The 22,216-nt window shown below is 53.6% G+C and carries 14 protein-coding genes; 8 read left to right on the forward strand and 6 right to left on the reverse strand.

What is annotated here, in order from left to right:
* Positions 1-24 precede the first annotated feature (24 nt).
* The gene (mobF, locus tag AC0V6K_RS08300) at positions 25-2,934 is read left to right on the forward strand and encodes a MobF family relaxase (protein ID WP_472621202.1); all 2,910 of its coding nucleotides are present in this window, start codon (positions 25-27) and stop codon (positions 2,932-2,934) included.
* A 73-nt stretch (positions 2,935-3,007) separates the two neighbouring features.
* Here the strand turns inward: mobF and AC0V6K_RS08305 are convergent, their stop codons facing one another.
* On the reverse strand, positions 3,008-4,441 hold the full coding sequence (locus tag AC0V6K_RS08305; RefSeq protein WP_486172606.1) for a DUF2779 domain-containing protein: 1,434 nt from the start codon (positions 4,439-4,441) through the stop codon (positions 3,008-3,010).
* Between the two features lie 96 nt (positions 4,442-4,537).
* Positions 4,538-5,692 (reverse strand): cysteine desulfurase family protein, encoded by a 1,155-nt coding sequence (locus tag AC0V6K_RS08310; RefSeq protein WP_472621206.1) that lies wholly within the window; start codon positions 5,690-5,692, stop codon positions 4,538-4,540.
* Between the two features lie 149 nt (positions 5,693-5,841).
* On the opposite strand from AC0V6K_RS08310, the gene AC0V6K_RS08315 reads away from it, so the two are divergent.
* From AC0V6K_RS08315 to AC0V6K_RS08340, 6 genes are all read left to right on the forward strand, one after another.
* Positions 5,842-6,801: a DUF4007 family protein gene (locus AC0V6K_RS08315; protein ID WP_472621208.1), complete on the forward strand. Its 960-nt coding sequence runs from the start codon at positions 5,842-5,844 to the stop codon at positions 6,799-6,801.
* Positions 6,798-10,187 carry a hypothetical protein gene (locus AC0V6K_RS08320; RefSeq protein WP_472621210.1) on the forward strand — a complete coding sequence of 1,130 codons (3,390 nt, stop codon included), beginning with the start codon at positions 6,798-6,800 and terminating at the stop codon, positions 10,185-10,187. The genes AC0V6K_RS08315 and AC0V6K_RS08320 overlap by 4 nt, the downstream gene beginning before the upstream one ends.
* On the forward strand, positions 10,184-11,020 hold the full coding sequence (locus AC0V6K_RS08325) for a phosphoadenosine phosphosulfate reductase domain-containing protein (RefSeq protein WP_472621212.1): 837 nt from the start codon (positions 10,184-10,186) through the stop codon (positions 11,018-11,020). The genes AC0V6K_RS08320 and AC0V6K_RS08325 overlap by 4 nt, the downstream gene beginning before the upstream one ends.
* A 353-nt stretch (positions 11,021-11,373) precedes the next feature.
* Positions 11,374-13,404: an AAA family ATPase gene (locus AC0V6K_RS08330; protein ID WP_472621214.1), complete on the forward strand. Its 2,031-nt coding sequence runs from the start codon at positions 11,374-11,376 to the stop codon at positions 13,402-13,404.
* A gap of 1 nt (position 13,405) precedes the next feature.
* Positions 13,406-13,870 carry a hypothetical protein gene (locus tag AC0V6K_RS08335; protein WP_472621216.1) on the forward strand — a complete coding sequence of 155 codons (465 nt, stop codon included), beginning with the start codon at positions 13,406-13,408 and terminating at the stop codon, positions 13,868-13,870.
* Complete coding sequence (locus tag AC0V6K_RS08340; RefSeq protein WP_472621218.1) at positions 13,870-16,038, forward strand: DEAD/DEAH box helicase family protein; 2,169 nt, start codon at positions 13,870-13,872, stop codon at positions 16,036-16,038. The genes AC0V6K_RS08335 and AC0V6K_RS08340 overlap by 1 nt, the downstream gene beginning before the upstream one ends.
* A gap of 109 nt (positions 16,039-16,147) precedes the next feature.
* Here the strand turns inward: AC0V6K_RS08340 and AC0V6K_RS08345 are convergent, their stop codons facing one another.
* From AC0V6K_RS08345 to AC0V6K_RS08355, 3 genes are all read right to left on the reverse strand, one after another.
* On the reverse strand, positions 16,148-17,410 hold the full coding sequence (locus AC0V6K_RS08345) for a DGQHR domain-containing protein (RefSeq protein ID WP_472621220.1): 1,263 nt from the start codon (positions 17,408-17,410) through the stop codon (positions 16,148-16,150).
* Positions 17,410-17,937 (reverse strand): hypothetical protein, encoded by a 528-nt coding sequence (locus AC0V6K_RS08350; RefSeq protein ID WP_472621222.1) that lies wholly within the window; start codon positions 17,935-17,937, stop codon positions 17,410-17,412. Before AC0V6K_RS08350 ends, AC0V6K_RS08345 begins: the two co-directional genes overlap by 1 nt.
* A gap of 266 nt (positions 17,938-18,203) precedes the next feature.
* Positions 18,204-18,839, reverse strand: a complete 636-nt coding sequence (locus AC0V6K_RS08355) for a S24 family peptidase (RefSeq protein ID WP_472621224.1) — start codon at positions 18,837-18,839, stop codon at positions 18,204-18,206.
* Between the two features lie 455 nt (positions 18,840-19,294).
* Between AC0V6K_RS08355 and AC0V6K_RS08360 the strand changes: the two genes are divergently transcribed.
* Positions 19,295-19,504: a hypothetical protein gene (locus AC0V6K_RS08360; RefSeq protein WP_472621226.1), complete on the forward strand. Its 210-nt coding sequence runs from the start codon at positions 19,295-19,297 to the stop codon at positions 19,502-19,504.
* Between the two features lies 1 nt (position 19,505).
* Here AC0V6K_RS08360 and AC0V6K_RS08365 read toward each other — a convergent pair whose 3' ends face one another.
* The gene (locus AC0V6K_RS08365; protein WP_472621228.1) at positions 19,506-22,208 is read right to left on the reverse strand and encodes a conjugal transfer protein TraG N-terminal domain-containing protein; all 2,703 of its coding nucleotides are present in this window, start codon (positions 22,206-22,208) and stop codon (positions 19,506-19,508) included.
* Between the last annotated feature and the right edge of the window lie 8 nt (positions 22,209-22,216).

The following is a 22,216-nucleotide window of genomic DNA, read 5'->3' on the forward strand; positions in this document are numbered from 1 at the left end:
GCTTGAGTTGTGTGAGGCCTGCCCATGCTCTCCGTTGCCAATGTCCGCTCGTCCTCCGCAGCGGCCAACTACTTCGCATCCGACAATTATTACGCTAAAGCTGATGCTGATCGCTCAGGCGAATGGCTCGGTGAAGGCGCAAAGCGGCTTGGTCTAGAGGGGAAGGTAGACGCCAAAGCCTTCGACGCTTTGTTGCGCGGTGAGCTCCCCGATGGAACGCAAGTTGGCAACCTTGGGCAGGCCCATAGGCCGGGCACCGACCTTACATTCTCTGTTCCCAAGAGCTGGTCGCTTCTTGCCCTTGTGGGCAAAGATGAGCGTATCATCAGCGCTTATCGTGAGGCGGTTGTCGAAGCGCTTCAATGGGCGGAAAAGAACGCTTCCGAAACCCGCATCATGGCGCAGGGCAAGGTTCAGACCCAAAAGACAGGCAATCTGGCGATTGGGCTTTTCAAGCACGACACCAATCGCAATCAGGAACCCAATCTCCATTTCCACGCCGTGATCGCCAATGTCACACAAGGCAAGGATGGTAAGTGGCGGACGCTCAAGAATGATCGTCTGTGGCAGCTCAACACCACGCTCAACTCCATCGCGATGGCGCGCTTCCGAGTAGAAGTCGAGAAACTTGGCTATGAAACCGGACCAACTCTCAAGCATGGCAATTTCGAGGCGCGCGGGATTTCGCGCGAGGATGTCATGGCCTTCTCCTCGCGGCGCCAAGAAGTGCTTGCAGCGAGGCAAGGTCCAGGCCTTGAAGCTGGGCGGATCGCTGCACTTGATACCCGCTCTGCCAAAGCGCCGATCGAGGATCGCGACACGCTTGGAGGCATGTGGCAGGAAACCGCGCAGTCCATTGGTCTCGATCTAAATCCCATGGTCGAGCGTGCGCGTGTGCGCTCAGCCATGCCTGAAAAGCCTCATTCGGGTTTCGCGACACTGGTGGAACGGGGCCGAGCTCTGCTTGCCAAGTTTGCGAGCCATGTTCGAGGGGCATCAGAAGATCCGTTGGTGCCGGCCTCGGTGCTTAAACAGGACAAGCAAACGATCGCGGCCGCGCAGGCGGTTGCCTCGGCCGTGCGGCATTTGTCGCAGCGCGAGGCCGCTTTTGAACGCGAAGCGCTCTACAAGGCGGCTTTGGATTTTGGGTTACCCACGACCATCGGTGAGATCGAAACGAGAACCCGCGCCTTGGTCAATTCTGGTTATCTTGTAGCGGGACGCGGCGAGCATAAGGGCTGGCTCGGGTCGCGCGAAGCGATTGAAACCGAGCAGCGCATCATCGCCGAAGTTGATGCGGGGAAAGGGCAAGCCCCGTCCGATCTCGACGCTCGAGAGACTGAGACTCGTGTTCAGGCCTCAGCCGAGATCGGGCACGGCTTTAGACTGAATGACGGACAACTCTCGGCTGCGCGCCTTATCTTGACTTCATCGGATCGAACCGTTGCGGTGCAGGGCGTAGCAGGTGCTGGCAAAAGCAGCGTGCTTGGACCGGTCGCCAAAGTGCTGGGCGAAGAGGGACGGCCTGTCATCGGCCTCGCAATCCAGAATACGCTCGTCCAAATGCTGGAGCGCGATACGGGGATTAAATCACAGACACTCGCCCGCTTTCTGGGGGGATGGAAGTCGCTGCTTGATGATCCATCCAATCGCACACTCAAAACCGAAGCAAAGCAGGCGCTCGGTGGCAGCGTTCTCATTTTGGACGAGGCTTCGATGGTCGCCAACAGCGACAAGGAAAAGCTCGTTGCGCTAGCAAATCTAGCCGGCGTCCATCGCTTGGTGCTTATGGGCGACCGCAAGCAGCTCGGCGCTGTCGATGCCGGCAAGCCCTTTGCGCTTCTGCAAAAGGCCGGGATTGCGCAGGCCCACATGAACACCAACCTGCGCGCGCGTAATCCTGTTGTTCGCGAAGCCCAAGCCGCTGTGCAGAAAGGTGATGTTCGAACTGCGCTTGCCAAACTTGAGCCCCATACGATCGAAGCCAAAGGCGATGGCGCGATTGTTGCTGCCGAGCAGTGGCTTTCGCTGAAGCCAGAGGACCGAGAGCGCACATCAATCTATGCCTCGGGGCGCAGGATCCGCTCAGCTGTCAATGAGGCGGTGCAAACAGGTCTTCTTGCAAGCGGGCAGATTGGGCCGGAGAAAGCTCAGTTGGATGTGCTTGAGCCCGTGAACACCACTTATGAAGAGCTGCGCCATGTTGCAGCCTATCAGACCGACCGCATTCTTGAGGTTTCGAAGAGACAAAAGGCGCTTGGCCTGATGCCTGAACAATACCGCATCGTAGGCAGCGACCCGAAACGCAAAAGGGTCGCTTTGGAGAATTCCCGCGGAAAAAAGTTCAGCTTCGATCCTTCGCGGATAAGGGCAGACAAGGCCAATGACACTCTGGCTCTATTCAACGACCGACGGCTCGAAATCCATAGCGGCGACAAAATTCGCTGGACGCGAAACGATCACAAGCGTGGGCTGTTCAACGCTGACCAGGCAAAGGTCATTGCCATCGATAAGCGTGAGGTCACAGTCGAGACCTCCAAGGGTGAGCAAGTAACGCTTGATAAAGACGATCCTATGCTGAAACGCATCGATCTCGCCTACGCGCTAAACGCTCACATGGCGCAGGGCCTCACCTCGGATCGCGGGATTGCTGTTATGGACAGTAGAGAGCGCAATCTCTCGAACCAGAAGACGTTTTTGGTCACGGTGACCCGGCTGCGCGATCATCTGACTTTGGTCTTGGACAACACTCAAAAGCTGACTGCCGCTGTTGCTCAAAACAAGGGAGAGAAGGCTTCTGCCCTTGAGGTCACATCCCGCTTGCAAGCTGCTGCAGCGAAAGGTGGCGAGATAGAACGGAGTGAAACAAGCGAGAAAAACGCGGGTCAGGAATTGGAGCGGATTAAGAGTAAGTCGCTTGATCGGGGGATTTGATGATGCCCAATTGGCTGCAATTCTAACAAACCCTGCTTGGTTTCGGTACAGATGAGAGGTTCCGAATTCCAAGTTAAACGGGCGGTATAGCGACGATTGAAGAACCTCTTAGTTTTCTCAGCAGAACCACCATGGCCCAAGTGTCTCGCGCGCAGTAGGACTTGAGGGCGTCAGCTATCGCTTCACGTCTTCCGTCGGAAGTCTCGCTCGAAATGGCCTCATCGTATGCCGAGACCGCTTCTCCCCCGCTCTTTACCTCGAGAGCGCCATAGTCGAGTTCGTTTGCCAAGGTGGGCAATACGTTCTTGATCGACCAACTGCCCCGTTGATCGCGATGATAATAGTGCTTCTCCGCTACGACCTTCAGGTCAACTAGGCGATCAGCCAAACTGGACAAGCGTTCTGCATGTTCAGGAACGGCTTCTGCCAGTTCCTTCAGACATCGTCGTTCGAATGACGCATTCCATGCGACCACCGCGCCATGCGCTGGCAGTTTCGCCAGAGCGGTCGCACAAGCTCGCCGAGGATCGTTCCCGCTTAGGTCTAGAAATTCGTGGTGGGTGACCTGCCCATCTTCAGATTGAATATGCGCGGAGAACTGAAATGGTACTTGCTGATATGGTCTCGTCCCGACCCAGCGCGGTATGGCCATGTTGCATGTTTCAAAGTCTAGGTGGATCAGTGGGAGCTGCCACCCATCAGTCTCTGCAACGATGCTCTCCACATCATGGAACGGCTCATTGGAAACCGTTGCGTGCCGGATCTTCTCATGGTTCTTATGTGTGAGTTGTCCCTCCGGAACCTCGGTCAATTCGAAGATGCCTTCAGCAGCGTAGGCCTCCGCGATCCGTTTCCCGGTTCTTGGCAATAGCGAGATCGGCCATTCGAGGTATTCTGCGCCGCTTTGGGCACGGCAGTAGCTCTGGTACTCGCAGTCGAACGGCTGAGTGCATTGAGCACCCATTTCTATCTCGGGCTCAGAGCCGTTCAGAGTCTCTCTGGCTTTTATAACAATTGCTTCCCGATTGGTTTCAAGTTCGCTCACATCTGCTTCGATGAGCGAGTCTGAAAGGAGGCCTTGATAATTCCCAAACTCTTCGAGGACGAAACTTCGGTCGATATGTCTAATTGCCGCTGAAGAGACGTTCACCCCTGCGCTGCGCATCACCCAGAGCTGGGTTGCCATATCGCCCAAGTGGTAGTCCTTGACCCCAGTGCTGCTTTTGACTTCTACGACGTGCCAACCATCAGTTCCATCATGCTCCATGATGTCTGCCCGGATCAAAACGCCGTCATGCTGAAAGGTCGCCTCGAAAATCGCATCGTGCTGGCCGGATGCGAGAAGTTCCTGTGTCCGTTCCAAGGCAGCCCCGAGGTTAGGTTCTGCTTCGATCATGAAGCCCTTGGGACACAGCTTACAGGCAAGATCGCCCACCGCATTGCCTGTTGTAAACCGAGCATTGGCGCTCTCATCCACCGTGGCCACTTCCGCCTTATAGGTCTGCAACCAAAGGCGCTTAGGGCATTGCTCGAATGCGCTGATCTTGGATTTGGAGAGGCCGTATCTGCTGGTCATATCTAGCGCTAGTCCTCCGCCCGCAGATCAAGCGGCAATCCGTAACCTCTCGATTGCCTTCGCCATCGAGTCTAGCGTTACAGAAATCTCAGCCTCAGTCGTTCCACGCCCGACACCGAAACGCAAAGCAGAGCTTGCTCTTTCGTGTGAGTGGCCAATTGCCCGGATGGTGTATGATGGCTCCTCAACACCAGACGTGCACGCAGAGCCGGAGGAAATGGCAATATGGGGTTGCAACGCTGCGATCAGGTCTCTTCCGTCAAATCCAACAAAACTTACATTAAGATTTCCCGGATGTCGGTCCGCTATCTCAGGGCCATTCAACTCGACAGTCGTTGGCAGATCATTAAGGCCGGTCCAGAGTTGCTTGATCAGAGTGCGCAAATGTTGCCGTTCATGAGGTGAGCGCCTGACAATCGTTGAAGCCTCTGCCATACCGCACGCGAGAGCTAGCGGAACAGTTCCAGATCGAAGTCCGTTTTGTTGTCCGCCGCCGACAATTTGTGGTCGCATTTTCGATTGGATTTCTCTTGAGACAAAAAGGCATCCAATTCCGACTGGGCCGTACATCTTATGGGCGGAAAGGCTTATGGTTTCAGCGAGTTCAGAAAGGCCCGCTAAGTCGATAGCGTTGGGGCCCTGAGCCAGGTCTAAATGTAGGCTACTGTCTTTTGACCTTACGAGTTCAGATATGTCCGTGAGAGACTGGATTGTCCCAATCTCATTGTGGACACCAATTATCGAAACTACAGAGGCTCCACCATTTAGGAGTTCTTCAAGGTGATTCAGACAAACCAAGCCTTTGTCATCGACTTTCACTGTCAACAACTCCACGCCCCTTTCGGCTTGCAGGCGCTTTGCTGCTTCCAATACGCATTTGTGTTCGATTTCGCTAACAATAACCCTTCGCTGATTTTTGTATCGCCGTCCAAATAGCGCTAGGTTGTTGGCCTCAGTTGCTCCCGAAGTAAAAATGATCTCGTCTGCATCCGCTCCAATGAGTGCCGCGACTCGCTCTTGAGCCTCTAAAACGAGCCTGGACGCTTCCCATCCGAAACTATGCTCAGAAGAATGCGGGTTCGCTGCCTCACCACGCAAACACTCTGACATGACCTTGAATACGCGCTCATCAACTGGGCATGTGGCCTGATGGTCAAGGAAGATTCTGCGTGATTTGTTCATTTAAATCAGTTCTTTAAATCTATTTGAGCCGCCCTAGGCTACAATTCTCACAGCTCAAATAGAATCTGGGGCTTCGCTCCAGTTTTCATTTGACCCTAACATTTTCGGACTGCTACTGTCGAGCTGGAGACAACGTCCAGGGTAAAAGAATGTCACGCGGCCACCTATACACAATTGAATATCGTCCACAATTCTCGGGTCACGAGACGTTCCCGCTCCGCTACGGTTGGCTGAAAAAGGCCTATGACCTTGTCTCTGAAACTAGAGATGACCCAAAGAACAAATCGATTTTTACTGACGAGGGCGCGATAGCCACGCTTGGTGTTGGTAAGAATATGGTCTCTTCAATTAGGTTTTGGGCGCAAGCCTGCAATATTATTGAAGAGAATGGCCCTAATGGCCTCGTTCCTACTCAACTCGGCGACGAGATTCTTGGTGCTGATGGGTTCGACCCGTTCATGGAGAATGCCGCGACCCTTTGGCTAATTCATTGGCATCTGTGCGGCACCCCCGAGCGAACGACATGGTACTGGGCTTTCAACCATTTTCTGGCTCAGTCCTTCGAGCGCGAGCTGCTCGTCAAAGACTTGATGCGTTTGGCGGGAAGTCGGGAATGGCCTCGTGTTTCGGCCACCACGGTTAAGCGAGACGTTGAATGCTTTGTGCGCACCTACGCCGCGCGAATGCCGTCTGACCGTAGACTGCACGAGGAAGCCCTTGAATCTCCGTTAGCAGAGCTTGGTCTTTTGAAGGCTACCGCTAAGAAAGACGGCTTCCGCTTTGTCAGAGGAGAGCAGTCGACGCTCGGTGACGGAGTTTTTGCCTACGCGACGGCAAAGTTCTGGGAGGATTTCTCTCCCTCTTCAAAATCCCTCTCATTCGAGGCGATGGCGCATGAACCTGGCTCGCCCGGTCGGGTCTTTTGCTTGGACGAGCAGGAATTGGCGCGGCGCGTGGCTGATATCGAGGATTACACGAACGGCGCGATTATGTGGTCGGAGACGGCTGGCTTGAAGCAGCTAAGCCGCAGACGTGAACTTGACGACGGCGAGGCTCGCTCATTCATTGCCAATGACTTCAAACGTGATAATCTGCGGAGGGCGGCATGACGAACTTCGCCGAGCAGGTCACTATCGGTCGCCGTTTCCAAAAAGCCATCCGCATCGATTCCGACTTGGATAAGGCGGAGGCGCTTAAAGGCTACATTTGCCCGCAATCTTCAGCCGACGTTCTCACTTCAATGGCGTCACATGTCGCCGAGAACAGGCATGGGGCTTTCACCTGGACGGGGCCTTATGGAAGCGGAAAGTCGAGCCTAATTCTTATTCTCAGCGCATTGCTGAGTAACGACAAGAAGCTTCGCTCGAAGGCGGAGGGTCTGGTGGGCAAGCAGACCGCCAAGGCGTTTCAGCGAGGATTTCCCATCGATGATGGCGGTTGGGTAACTGTTGCTGCGGTTGGTCGGAGGTCGGCGCTTCCCACGATTTTGGGCGATGCAATCCTTGAGGCAAAGCTCAATGTCCGCAAGCCTTCTCGTTGGACGGATGAATTGTTTCTCAAGGCTCTTCAGAAGCTTCTTGAGAGTCCCAAACAGCACAGAATTATCCTGTTTGTAGACGAGCTTGGAAAAGTCTTGGAGTCGGCAGCGCAAGAGGGTGGCGACCTTCACCTGTTGCAGCAGATCGCCGAGCTGGCATCCCGAAGTGAAGGGCGATTGGTTTTTGTTGGAGTCTTGCACCAGGCCTTTGACGAGTATGCGAACCGCATGGCGCGAGAGACTCGCGATGAATGGTCGAAGATTCAGGGTCGCTTTGTTGACTTGATTGTGAACACGGCAGGCGAAGAGCAAATTGACCTTCTTTCGAGAGCAATTGAATCCAAGAAGATTCCCGAAGAGTTTGATTCTAAGGTTGAGGCTGTCACCAAGGAGTTGGCACTCCCTTCCGCCTCGACACGCAACTCGCTCAACTCATTGCTGAGCGAATGCTGGCCTTTGCACCCCGTAGTGGCGATGCTTCTTGGGCCGATTTCGCGACGCCGATTTGGTCAGAATCAGCGAAGCCTCTTTGGATTTCTAAACTCAGTTGAGCCGAGCGGCTTCCAGGATTTTCTCCAAAGAGCTTCAAGCGACGACCTCTATTTCCCCTGCCAGCTATGGGACTATCTCCAAGTGAATTTGGAGCCATCAATCATGGCTTCCCCAGACGGACATCGTTGGGCGGTGGCCGCAGAAGCGATTGCACGTTGTGACTCGCTTGGAGGCGATGAAGAGCACCTTCAGCTACTAAAGACCATTGCGGTTATCGATCTCTTCAAAGACCGCTCTAATGTGCTCGCCTCTCCTGCTCTGCTACAACATGCACTCCCTGGGAAATTGACCACAAAGAACCTTGAGGGCGCATTGGATCAGCTCTCGCAATGGTCGCTTGCGGTCTTCCGTCGTCATATTGGTGCTTACGCGGTATTTGCTGGAAGTGACTTCGACATCGAGGGGGCGGTTGACGAAGCCTTGTCTGAACTTGGCGATGTGGACTTCAAACGGCTGAATGAGCTTGCAGGGTTGCAGCCCATTCTCGCCAAGCGGCATTACCATGAAACAGGCGCATTGCGCTGGTTCGATATTGAGATCGGGCCTCTGAATGGTGCGAAGGAGAGAGTTGAGACTTTCGAGCCTCGCGCGGACTCCATTGGCCTGTTTCTGCTTTGCGTTCCCACTGAACAGGAAGCAGAGGACGAAGCAGACAAGACAGCGCGCTCAGCGGTTAGTGTGGCCGACGGATTTGATGCGGTAGTCGGCATTTCACCGCGCTCTTGGTCAATCGCATCGCTCGCAAGAGAACTACTAGCCGTTGAATCGGTAAGCCTAGACCGAACGGAACTCCAAGGCGACCCTGTCGCACGGCGAGAGGTCGCAGCTAGGCTTGCTGATTTACAAACCCGCCTAGAGGGTGAGATCCAAAGGACATTTAACTCCGCCATCTGGCATTTGCGCGATGAGAAACCTCAATCGTTTGCCCAGAGCGAGCTTAGCGGTCTAGCCTCCGACTTGGCCGACAAGCGTTTCGAACAGTCACCCATCATCAAGAACGAATTGCTCAATCGAGAAAAGCCTTCGGCAAATGCCGTTGCAGCTCAGAACTCACTTCTTAGGCGGATGGTCGTTGAAGAAGGTGCGGAGCGTTTGGGTATCGAAGGATTTCCAGCAGAGGGCGGCTTGCTCGCGTCAATTCTCGAAGCAACAGGTCTATATCGAAAATACAAGAAAGAGCTTCGCTTCCGCCCTCCTACCAATTCCGACCCAGCGAGGCTCGCGCCGCTTTGGAAGGCAGCAGACGAATATCTGTCCAAGCACAGTGACCGTTCTGTCCTACTCTCCGAGATTTACGACCTTTGGAACGCCGAGCCTTTCGGATTGAAGCCTGGTCTTCGTCCGATTCTTGCAGTTGCCTACATTCAGTCCAAGCGCACCGAGGTTGCCTTCTATCGGCAGCGAATCTTCCAAGCGCGCTTCACTGACCTCGACATCGACTATCTCGCAAAAGACCCGACTGACATTCAGCTTCGCTGGATGAACCTCAGCGATATCGGCCGTCGCTTGCTCTCAGGCCTCGCCGAAGTTGTCCGCGACATTGATAGTGCGAACGAGCTGAGCAATCTTGAGCCAATCGATGTCGGACGAGGCCTGATTTCCATCTACGTTTCACTGCCTCAATGGACGAAGCGCACGATGCGTTTGTCCGAAGGCACAATTCACATTCGCGGACTTTTGAAGAAAGCGAATGACCCCAATCAGCTTATCTTCAATGACCTTCCCCAGCTTGCGGGTGGTGGGAACGACCTTAGAAGCGCGGGCGAGTTTGAATCTGTCATTAAGAGTGTGCGCAATGCTCTGAGCGAGCTGGCGAATGCCTATCCACAAATGCTCACTCGACTTGCTGACAATATGCTGGCCGAATTGCAGGTGCCCAACTCTTCTGCCCAAGCACTCTGCGAATTGCGGGCGCGCGCCGAGAACATCCAAGATCTCGGAGGAGATTTTAGGCTGAATGCCTTTGTCGGCAGATTGTCGCGCTACAGTGGTTCTGGCGAAGATATCGAAGGCCTCGCCAGCCTTGCGACTGGAAAGCCGTCTCGTGATTGGATCGATGCCGACCTCGATAATGCGGCTATCGCGCTGACTGAACTTGCACAGCAATTCAACAAGAGTGAGACGATTGCGCGGGTGAAAGGACGCCCAGACAAGCGCCACGCGATGGCAGTTGTGCTTGGGATGGACGGAAGGCCAGCGCCCCACATGAGCGAATTTGACATCAGCGACGCGGACCGAGCGAAAGCGCGCGAAATCGCGAAGGCGCTTGAAGAGCGATTGAACGAAGAAGGCGCGCTTGAAGACAAAATTAAGCTCGCCGCCCTAGCGGAGCTTTCCTTCCAGTATATGAGCGCTCCTGAAACTAAGAAGCGAAAGGCAACTTCCAGCAAGGAGGCGGCGCTTTGAGCGATAAGCAGAGACACGTTCTAGGACTGTCGGGTGGGCGCGATAGCGCCGCACTAGCGGTCTATATGAGACATCATCATCCTGAGATTGATGTCGAGTATTTTTTCACCGACACAGGCAAAGAGCTCCCTGAAGTCTATGAATTTCTCGGTCGCTTGGAAGGCGTCCTGGGTAAGCCTGTCTTACGTCTCAACCCAGACCGCGATTTCGATTTCTGGCTAAAGCAATACAACACTTTTCTGCCCTCTGCGCAGACCCGCTGGTGCACTCGCCAACTGAAGCTGCGTCCGTTCGAGCAATGGGTTAAGCCCATGCTCGACGAAGGGCAGCACGTCACGTCCTACGTCGCTATTCGTGCAGATGAAGAGTATCGCGAAGGCTATACGTCTAAGCATGAAAACCTTGTGGTTAGGCTTCCTCTAAAAGAGGCTGGCATTGACAAAGCTGGGGTGATGGAGATCCTCGACTCATCAGGGCTAGGTCTGCCACGCTACTATGAATGGCGGACGCGAAGCGGCTGCACATTCTGCTTCTTCCAACAAAAGATCGAGTGGGTTCGCTTGCGAGAAAGACACCCTGAGTCATTTGAAGAAGCCAAACGCTATGAGAAGAACGCCGTCGAACACGGCTCGCCTTTTACATGGAGCCATGGCGAGTCATTAGAGCAACTTGAGAGACCGGAGCGAATTGCTCAGATTAAAGCCGATCACCAAAAGCGGATTGAGCGTCAACGGGCAAAATTTGTGGCCAATCCGTTGCGACCGGATGACGAACCCTTGGATGTTGACGACCTCTATGGCCAGGCAAAGGTGTGTGTCGCCTGCCATAAATGATCGCATTCGGGTGCAGGCGTGGCTCCCGCCCTGTCGTTAATCATCTCAATTGTATTTTCAAATTGTGTCTCAACCGTATTGGGTCACCTATTTGAAAATTCTTGATTCCTCTCCTTATCTCAGGCCAAATGCCGTCATTGAAGGCAATCTTCATTGGAGGGTGAAGTGAGTGACGAGATATCTAGCACAGATTTCGAAGAAACTACCGGGTTTGATCCTAAAGAAATGGACAAAATAATTCGACAAATCGTTGATAAGGTCCGGGGTCAATACTTTCTGAATGGAGAGACTGCTAGGGGTATACCTGGGGAAGTTAAGAAGATAATCGACCACAACATAGATCGGATGTAACGATGCACATTCAATATATCCGGATCGAGAACTGGCGTAGCTTTTACGGTGACAACGATTTTTTCGTGTCGACCGATCCCGATCGCAATGTCACCCTTATCCGCGCCGAAAATGGTGTTGGGAAAACGAGCCTTCTAGCGGCGATCAATTGGTGCTTCTTTGATATCCTCCCGAACGTCAGCGAATTCGAAGATCCGGAAAGGCTAGTCAACAAGTTTGCCTTTCAGAAGGATGGCGCAACCACAACTACGGTTGAAATCGACTTTCTTCACGACGGACAAACCTACAGAGCTTCACGCACATACGATCAAGCGAGGCGAGAAACCCAGCCGCTGAGACTAAGCGAGATCGACAATGGGGCCGACGTCCCGAGTTCAAAAGAACGCCCGGACAGATTCATCAACTCGGTAATCCCACAAGAGATGGCTCCACACTTCTTCTTCTACGGGGAGGCGACAAGTCGGTACACCGGCGCATCGGGCGCAAGAAAATTCGGGGAAGCAGTTAAGGGTATTCTGGGTTCCACCGTGGCTCGAATGGCTCTGTCAGATCTTTCTAAAGCAACGGCCGACTACAAGAAACAGGCGTCGGACAACACAAGTGAAGATGCTCGAAAAGCGGAAGCGGTCATTGAAAAGGCCGATGAACGAATAGCGGGCTATCAGGAACAGATCCGGAAATTTGAACAAGAAATTGAATTGGCAGACGACCGGATTGATCGGCTCAATCAGGAGCTTGCTGGAGCTAAGCCAGCGAAACAAGCCCAAGCGAAGCGTGCTGGCATCGAAACCGATTTGGAAAAGAAGGAGGCAGAAAAAGCGCGTGCAATTCAGCGATCACAGAACTGGATGAGAGCTTACGCGACATCGGTACTTGCCGAGGAACTTGTCTCTGAGGCGGGAAATGTCATCCGCAATGAAGATACGCGTGGGCGTCTCCCAGCTCCTTACGATCAAAAATTCGTAGACGAATTGCTCGAAGACGAGGTCTGTGTCTGCGGACGTCCTATCAAATCTGGCAGCGACGAATATGAGAAGATCAAGTCGTTGCTAGAGACTGCAGGTGATCAGGTCGTGATGTCACGTGTCATGTCTACAAGTGAAGCGCTAGGTGCTCTGACTCAGAAAGCGAAGAACGCTTGGGGCGAGTACGAACGAAACCAAGAGGATCTTCGGCGGCTTGAGGGAGAGATCCAAAAGCTTGATGCTGATCTCCAAGAAATTTCCAAGCAACTTGCCAACAATCCAATCGAAGATATCGCGGAGAAAGAAGCTGCGAGAGAGCGTGCCAAGGGGCAAAAGCGTCATGCTGAAAGCCAGCGAAACGATTGCGCCGGCTCGATAATCGCTTTCCAAAGACAGAAGAGTGAAGCCGAAGCGGAAAGAGATCAGCTCGTTCAAAAATCGGAAGCGGCGAAACGGTTTGTGAAGCGAGCCAAGCTAGCCTCTGCCCTCACCGACCGGCTAGAAACCCGTCTCAAAGAAGAGGAAGAGGCGGCTCGCTCCAGCATCGAACAAGAGATCGATACCATTGTACAAAGCGTGATGCGCAAATCCGTTACCGTCAAATTGGATAAGAACTACCAGTTGCGCCTCACTGACGAACGAGGCCTAGAAGCGGCTAAGAGTACAGGTGAGAATCAGCTGCTCGGCCTCGCGTTTACTGGAGCTATCGCGAAGTACGCTAAAGAACGCGCGAGCCTAGTGGACGATATCTTGCTTCCTGGTACGGTCGCACCCCTTGTTGTGGACTCCCCGTTCGGCCACCTTGATACTGTTTATCGCCGAGGGGTTGCTGAGTTTTTGCCCAAGCTCGCATCTCAAGTCATCCTGTTCGTCTCAACATCCCAGGCTTCAGCTGAAGTCATGGAAATGCTTGGGCCCCGCATAGAGCACGAATACGTTCTCACGCGGCACAATCAAAGCGACGGAGAAGGCAAGGAAGAAGAGTACATCGATATCAAGGGCAAACGATATGACCTGACACGCTACAATAGCGATATCGATGGTTCTAAGATAACGGAGGTGATGTAACGTGCGTCTCATCCAAACACCCGTCAAGCGCAGTCACGAATTTGAAGACACCCTTCAGAAATTGGGTGGCAAGGAGGCGACGATGTTTCCGACGCTGCGTGAAGCGCTCACGTTTTGCGCGATGCTCGGCTATAAGGAGCGGCGTAAAAAGCCACTAAGCACAAGCTTGGGTTCAGAGGACATCGCTGGCGCTCAGTATCAAACAAACGATGCTGTTGATGCCATGTTTGCACTCGCGTTAGCCGACGCCAAAGACTCCGACATTTTGCGACCCGATCGCGAAGGTGACTGCGTGAGAATCTATGAGGAATACGCCAATGGTGGCCTGGAATTGATCCAAAGCTGGATCGATCGCTACGCCAACATCGACGTCGAGGATGCGGTATGGAAAGGCCTGGCTTCCATCGGGGTCAAGCCACCAGAAGCGGAAGGGGAAGCAACGGGAGTTGTGGTCCCCGAATTCTAATGTTCCGCAAGATTCCGTTCCAAACGAATTACACTTCCGAGCAGGACGATCTCTACTCGGATTTCTTTCTACCGGCGATGACAGAAACAGTGCGATACCAACGCGCCGTTGGTTTTTTCTCGTTCGCTGTCCTGTTGAATACTCCAGCTGCTATGTCGCAGCTCGTAAAGAGCGGCGGCAAAATTGAGTTGATATTCGGCAAGCTTGTGTCGCCTCATGACTTCGACGCGATCAAGGAAGGAACTTTGAACCCGTGGGACGAAGAGAAGTTTCCGTCGTTCGATGACCTTCTCGGGGAGGATTCGAGCGATCTTCTACAGTATAGAGTTCGCCTGTTGGCTTGGCTCTTTCAGGCCAAGCAACTTGAGATAAAAGTCGCAATCAGGCCGAAGGGTATGTTCCATCAGAAAATCGGCATAATGCGTGATAAAATTGGCGACACATTATCTTTTAGTGGTTCGATGAATGAGACTACAAGTGCGCTTGATCCGAGATTCAATTCCGAAGAGATCACGGTTTTTCGCTCATGGAACGAGGGTCAACTGGAATATGTGCGCAATCATGAAGAGAGCTTTGCCAAGCTTTGGTCTGGCGAAACGGGAAGCTCAACTGTCATCACGCCGATTCCAGAGGCTATCGAAGCTGGCTTGAACTTCATCTCTGCTGCTTTCCCTGACCCTCCAGATACCGATGAGGAAACGGCGCGGGTCCGAGAGTTGATTTTGCAGCGATCAGGCGAGAACAATTCTCGGCCCAAAATACCTTCGGAATTGAATGGCCATCCATTTGAGATGCGAAATCATCAGCTGACGGCGCTGCGTAAGTGGGCTGATAATCACCATAATGGCATACTAGAGCTGGCAACCGGTGCAGGGAAAACTATCACAGCACTTTTTGCTGCTACCCGCCTTTTGGAGATGAACGAAGGAATGGCCCTTATTGTGGCCGTCCCTTATCAGGATCTCGCAGACCAGTGGTGCAACGAGCTCGGATTGTTCAACATCAAGCCGCTCAGGTGCTATGGTGCACGAGCTGAGTGGGAGCCAGCGCTCAAATCGTATCTTTCCAGAAATCGCAACCGACAGAAAGAGTTCATCGCTATTGTAGTGGTCAACAAAACGCTCAAGACTGAGCATTTCCAAGACTTGGCAAGCCAGCTCGAACAAGACCGTTTGATGTTCATCGGTGATGAATGCCATCATCATAGCTCAGAGGGATATGTCGGTAAGTTGTTCCCAGAAGCCAGGTTTCGGATCGGTCTTTCAGCAACCCCCTTTCACTACCTAGATGAAGACCGCAATGATCGCCTGAAGTCGGTGTACGACCGCTCAGTCTACGAATATTCGCTGGCAGATGCGGTTAACGACAAGGTTCTAACGCCCTACGAATACCACCCTATTCCAGTGGAGCTGACGTCGAATGAAGCCTTAGAATATGTCGATCTCAGCGATCAGATTGCGCGGACCTTTATGGCCTCTCAGAGCGAAAAAAGCGCGGGCGCCTCATCTGAACGGCTCAAAGCTCTTTTGATGCGAAGGTCGCGGCTAGTTGGTGCAGCGGCAAACAAATTGCCTGCCTTGGAAAGCTTGATCGACGCGAATGGGGATATCGAACCTTACTCGTTATTTTATTGTGGCGATGGGCGTACACAGATCGAACTCGACGACTTGGATGATCGCACTGATGTCAACGACGACCTGTCCATCAAACAGCGGCACGCGGTCTCACAGTTACTCGCCCGAAGGCGAGTGAAGGTGTCTCCTTTTACCTCAGATGAAAACCGGTGGCAGCGGCGGGAAATCCTAAAACGCTTCAAAGAAGGTGAAACCGAAGCATTGGTCGCTATTCGTTGCCTTGACGAGGGCATCGACGTGCCAGCTTGCCGCACGGCATATCTGATTGCGAGCTCTAGAAATCCAAGGCAGTTTGTGCAGCGGCGCGGTCGTATTCTCCGTCGTGCAGAGGGAAAGGAATTTGCGAAGATATACGACTTCGTCGTTGTTCTTCCGGAGAGTTCGATTTCATCGAGCGAGGATGCTGGAGACTTCCTTCGGAATGAGCTTGGAAGGGTGGCGGATTTTGCCAGAAACTCACTTTATCCCTCAAGCTCAATCGAACCGCTAATGCCCTGGCTACGCCGATATAAGCTTGAACACGTAGCGTTGTAGACTGCTGCGTTTGATAACACCTACTTGCCACCGTTCGCTATTAGCGACAGGTGGTCCAGGGGCGCCACGCGCAATCGCGACATCTTTGTTTGAGGGATCTTAGTTTGTCCTAGCCGACAGGTCTTGGAAGTTTGGCCTGATCGTCGCCAGTTTCACTACGATAGCGCGCCAGCAACTTCTCTTCGCTGAACTTAGACTTCCCAAGCATGTGAAGGAGTGTTTCCCGAAGTGTTACTCGGTTTCCTCCAACGATACGTTGGGTGTCTGTGTCCCAAAGCAGCCCTTTGTATGGAGCTTTGCTGAGATCGGTCGGTAGCTTTGAAGCGAGCCTTACTGCTTTGCTAAGTGGCATTTCCTTGGTGAGGCGGGCGATCACTTGGGTAAAGATATCTAGCCCAATTGGTCGATACAAAGCACTGCCGCCATGATTGCCGCGAAACTTACTCACCGGCACCGTGGGGTCCCTCGCTTCGAAGAAGGATTTCAGCTCCGGAAAATGCTTCTTCATAAGAGTGAAATAGTTCTTTGAGAGATCAAAGTAAGCTTTCAGTTCATCGTCGACTGGTCGCACTCGCGTCAGGTTCACGCGAGTGTCCTGCAACTCTGTGTCCGCTTTAGTAAAGAGGTGCAGCAAAAGGTCGTAAAGGTTGCCGATTGTCGTGAGGCTCGACTTGTTCGTTGTGGGCAGATTATTGGTCGCAACGAAGGCAATCCGATTTCCAGAAAATAGTCTGGTGTGCTCAATGAGCCACCGCACGGAAAGTGCCATTACGTCGTCTTCGTCTAAGGCAATAATGTCTCCCTTGCTGACTGGCCGCGCGGTCTTGTTTAGCGTGGTGAACAGGCGGCGAGTGCGCTCTAGACCAACTTTTGTGTCTTTATGAGAGACAAAGATGACCGAAATTTCGTCATAACCGCTCTCTTCTTGGACCCCTTCATCGAATGCACGCTTGATACCTGCCAAACGATGCTGGCCGTCGAGGGCAAAGAGTTCCTCATCTCCTCGGAGTGTCAGAAATCCAACAGAGGCAACGGTCTCCTCAGCGAGGTCAGCGAGAGCAACTTGGCTCTTTTTGGCTCTTAAGTCAGAAAGGCCAATCCAATTAGGTTCACCTTTGTAGGTCGCAACAACGAGTGAGTTGAAGAAGCGCTCCGGCTGATTTTCCAGGTACGCAGCTATCTCCTTGCTCCTTCCCGCCTTGAGCTTTCTCTGGATCATATCTGAAAGAGCTTTGTGCTCGTGTATCTCATCAGCATATCGAACACGAGCTGCTATTTCGTCGAGCGGCATAAGGCAGGAATAGTAGACCCATTTGCCCATGATCCCGCGCAGTGCAGGTAGGACGAATCCCTCCACATTGGTTTTGCTCATCACCCGAATGCCTTTCGCTTTGCCTTTGTCTCCGCTTCAAGATCTCCATCTGAAAAGGAGGGCATCATGCAGGAATTTAGCTGTTCTTCGAGGCGCTCAAGTTCTTCCGAAGACATATCCTCGTCGACCGCTGCAAATTGGAACTGAAGCATTTCATGCCAAGTGCCGATTAGGCGGGCGATCGTAAGGCGCTTAGCTACCTTGCGTGTATTGAGATAGTCTCGGTACCGGCTCCGCAGACTGCGAGCCGAGCGTCGTCCAGCGATGCCGATATACATAACGTATCCGTGCGGTGGCAAAACGGGATGCGGCGCCCTGAGAGTGAAAGCATAAATACCACGGCGGTCGTCCGGCACCAGATCGATCTGGTCCTCTCCGTAAGGTATGCTCTCCCACTCTAGACCTTCCAAGTCATACTCTTCCGCTAAAAGACTCTCGGCATTCAAAATACATTCGAATCTATACTTCGAAATATCCTTGATCCCCGTTTCGACAATGTCGTTGAGCTCAGTCAGGTCTACAGCCACATCGTTCTCTATTAAGCGCCACCGTGATTACATACTCCTGCAACACTTTGCCCTATCTGCCAACCGTCATGAACAGGTTACCCTTCGGCTCGTCAGGCCTGCGGTGCAGCCCTCCCATACCTGCTTTCCTGAGTGTCCGCACAAACGATCGAACCATATGTTCGCTTGGATTTGACGTTGCATTGGCGGAAGTTCTGCCAAAGTTCATAACTTTGCTAATGCGCCACGAGGGTCGATTGGGCCCGTCGTATTGACGCCGAGCAAGATTATAGAGCCCGCCCAAACCAGATAACTCGTCCGATCACCTCAACGCCTTCGCGGTCCACATCATTCCACGTTGGGTAAGCAGGGTTGTCACTGGAAATCGTGATCTGCTTGGCGCCGGGCTTGAGCGCGATCCGCTTCACAACGAGCGCATCGTCCGAGCGCAGCACGTAAATTCCATCGCGCAGCCTTGATCCATGGTCGGACGCATCAACGAGAACTTCGTCGCCATCGCTCAGGGTCGGCTCCATGGAGTCTCCCAATACACTCACGATTGAGAGGCTTGCGCTCTTGGCCCCAGTCAATCGGCGGAGCCATTTTTCGTCAAATCCAAAGCGCGTGTAGCTGGTCTCATTGGACGCGACAGCGCCAAAACCCGCCGAGGCATCTACGTCGAGAACAGGAACTTCGATCATTCCGTCCATCGGTGTTTGGGCGGGGCCGCCGAGTCTTTCTTCATCGACTCCAAAGAAGCTGGCAAGCGTCTTGCGATCCTGGGGATCGAGCATCCGGGGAGACCCGCGTTTGATGAATTGCTGAATATAGCTTGGATTGCGTCCAAGCAGCCTTGAAACCGACGCGTAGCCGTATCCGCCTTGGGTGATCAGCCGCTCAAGTTCCTCTCTAACATGTTCCATTTGTGTGGTCCTTCAGGATTGATCGTAGGATTTCTTCCTAGACTCGCGGAAATCATCCTAGTAAGAACATAACAAGAACACAAGGGATTTGCGAGTCGGAGTGAGAAAGGTATGACGCTGCTGGAACGGATCGAAAGGCATCTGAAAGAAAACCACATTTCTGCGACGCGTTTTGGAAGGCGCGCCGTGGGCGATCCCCGATTTGTACTCGATTTGAGGATGGGGCGCAGACCACGCCGAAGAACCATTGAGCGACTCAATGCCTATCTGAATACGCCTGAGAGCAGGCGTCCTTCGATCTCTCCGCAACATTGCGCCAAAGGCCGGAATGGTTTGACCAACAGACCCTAAGTCCAGTTGATTATCGACCAGATTTTGAGCTTCGCACAACTTGGCTTACACTCTCGTCTCGAAAGCAGAGGGGGCTTTGGTTTCTGGCGAAAGGACACTGACTGATGAGCAATTCCGACAAAACTCCGCCGGAAAGTAAAGGCGATTGGGAGGGCTTTTGCGAAATCGACCGCGCTATCGCTGAGGATCGCCTGACATCCTACACATGGAAGAAGACTTGGGCTGATCCATGGGGAAAGGCAGGATTGGTCCTTTTCGGCCTCTTGTTCGCTGCCTTCGTCATTTTTGTCATCATCTACGATGGTTTGATCTGACCTACCATTCCTTCACATCGTCGGCCGCTTCGGCAGACGCACCACGTGCGTCTCGTGTGGTTCGATCAAGCTTCCCTCTTCTTTGTTCGATGCTTCGAGAGCCTTCGCTTTGCCTCTGACTAACGTCCCCTGCGATCTCATCTCTGGCATTTGAAGGTTCTTTCAACGAGCTTGGCACGCCGCCAAGCCGAACCGAGCCGCGCACCCCGCTTGCGCTTCCGACATTGGGCCGAGTCACCGGCGCTCCATCAGGTAGAACAAGTTCGCCCGTGATCTCATCATTGAGACCGTCAGCGTAGCTTTCCACAAAGCGGGATTGCAGTTGTTGCCCCTGCGCGCTCATCTGGAAATCGATGTCATCAAAGCGCGCTTGGCCGTAATAATCCCGATTGGCATCGATCTCAGCCATGCCCCATTCGCGGTAGGCCTGGCTTAGATTCAAGGTCCCGGCTGCATTGGCGCTTTCGTACCAGCTCGCCTGGTTCTCAAGCCGATTGGCTATCTCCTCAGCGCGCCGCGCTTCGACCGTATAGCTTTGCGCCTCTGTCAGCGAAGTTGAAACGCCCGCTGCACTGCTCGAGACAAGCGCTTCTGAGCTTGAGCTCGTCTCGCGCAAGAAGCCTTCTCTTGAGCTTGACCAATTCTGGCTTTCTGAAATTTGGCTCAGTGCGCTTTCGATGCGCGAACGATCTTCAGAGGCGATGCCGATATCGCTGTCAGCCCAAGTTTGATTACGTCCGCCTTTGAGGCCCAAGCTACCTGCGACCGAACCGCGCTCGCCTTTGACGCCTAAACCGCCATCGCCATTCAGGAACCATGAGACCGTTATGTCGTCCGATGCCCGGCGTGATAGACCAAATTGCTGCTGGAGTGTGTTCGATGCATTATCGAGTTCACTGAAGGTTTTGCCAATGCTGTCATTGGTTGATGTTCCGCTGACCGTCTCATTCGAGCGCGACCGGGTGTACGCATCGCGCAGCTCGCTGAATCGCGTAACCGCCGAGCTCGTCGATTGCTGAGCGAGATTGGAGAAGGTCTCGCTCTGGCTACGGCTCTCGCTCGCCATGGTCGAAAGTCGGCTGGAAAAATCCTGTCCAAGTGTCGGGGTATAGGGATAGCTCGAAGTGGGCACGTTGGCGAACTCCGCTTGCGGGAAGCTGGTTGTCTGGGTGCCGTTCTCGCCGATGCCCCGCGTTTGGGCGGCGCCATAAGCGATGTTTGGCGCGAGGCTGCCTTGCGCAAATTGGCGGGAGAAGACGCTCGAATTGTCGAGATTGGTGTTACCAAGTGAGACGTTGCCCGTGCTCGCTTCGCGCGCTGCCTCTTCGGCCGCGTTCTGGCTGGGATTGAGATAGCTTGTGGCTTGGCCCGAAATGGCCATCGCGCCGCGCGCAACCCCGCCTGCGAGGAAGGGAATCGAGGCGACAAGATATCCAGCGAGAATACCAATATCGTTGTTGACGTCGGTCATGCCGGAAAAGGTTGCAAGGCTAAGGCCGCTAGAGCCGCTTGCTGCCGCAACATCGCCTGCGCCTTTCAGCATCAAGATCATGTGGAGGATGACGAAGAGCGGTCCCCAGGCAGCAAGGTAGAAAAAGCCGGTGACATAGCCTCTCAGAGCGATCGGCCCGGTCCTTGGCATTAGGAAAAGCGGGAAGAGAACTGGAAACAGCGCGTAGAAGACCACCGTCAGCACAACGTTGAGGATCGGCACCCATTTCATCGCATTATGGGCGATTGAGGAATAGGTTCGTTCGGTCTGGATATCGGCTCGGGTCTGGGCAAACACATCAACACTTGAAGCGCCGCTTGATCCGGCAAAGCCATGCATGGCCTGATTCATCGCGTTGATCGTCAGCACTTGGCGAAAGATGCTGCTCGCATCCTTCGAAATGCCTGTCAGATATTGGTAAGCGACGGGCAAGTCCGCGATGAGCTTGGCTTTAGCGAGCGCTTCGGTTTGCCTCGGATAGAGCTGGCGGCCGGCAACAAGCGTCATCTCATCGATCATGCTCGCCCATTGACCAGAGAGGCTTGTGTAGGCCTCACGGCAGGTGACGATATTCGCTGTCACGCTGTCATCACCTTGGCGGGTCAGGAACTTCTGCGCACGCGCCGGGCTTCCCGGCGCTATCGTGGCCCAGATGTCATCGCTTTCTGAGAGCTCTTTCATCGAATAGCGGCCAAGCAGCAGATCATAGAACACGCACTGGCGCACATGCTCATCGAAGTTCGCGGCAAATTCAGGATCAGCGATGCGCAGGCTCCGCGTGGCTTCGAGGAGGCGCGCGCCGTAAATCATACCGTTCTTCGAATAATTGAGATCATCGGGCAACCCGAACACCGTCTCAGCCGACTGTGTCAGGTAATCACCAATCTGGCTGGTGAAGCTCGCCATAAATGCAAGGCCAAGCGGAACATTAGCGACCGTTGCAGGAGCCAGGCTGGGATTGACGCGGTCTGTCACTTGCACATCCATCCGCGGCACCATCAGGCACATATAGATGAGTGTCGCTCCCAAGAACCAGTTGAGCCAAGCGCGCCAGTTCTGATTGAATGCAACGACTATAACCGCCAGCGTCATAGCCATAACGAGCGCCACCTGAATCAGGCTCTTATAGCCTCCGGCACCCGTCCAAGCGGCTACGGCGTTCAGGACATTGACGATGTATTCGCCGCCGCCCGTGGTGAAGATCTCGACCATTATCTTTG

The organism is Erythrobacter sp. S43, assembly GCF_057364955.1.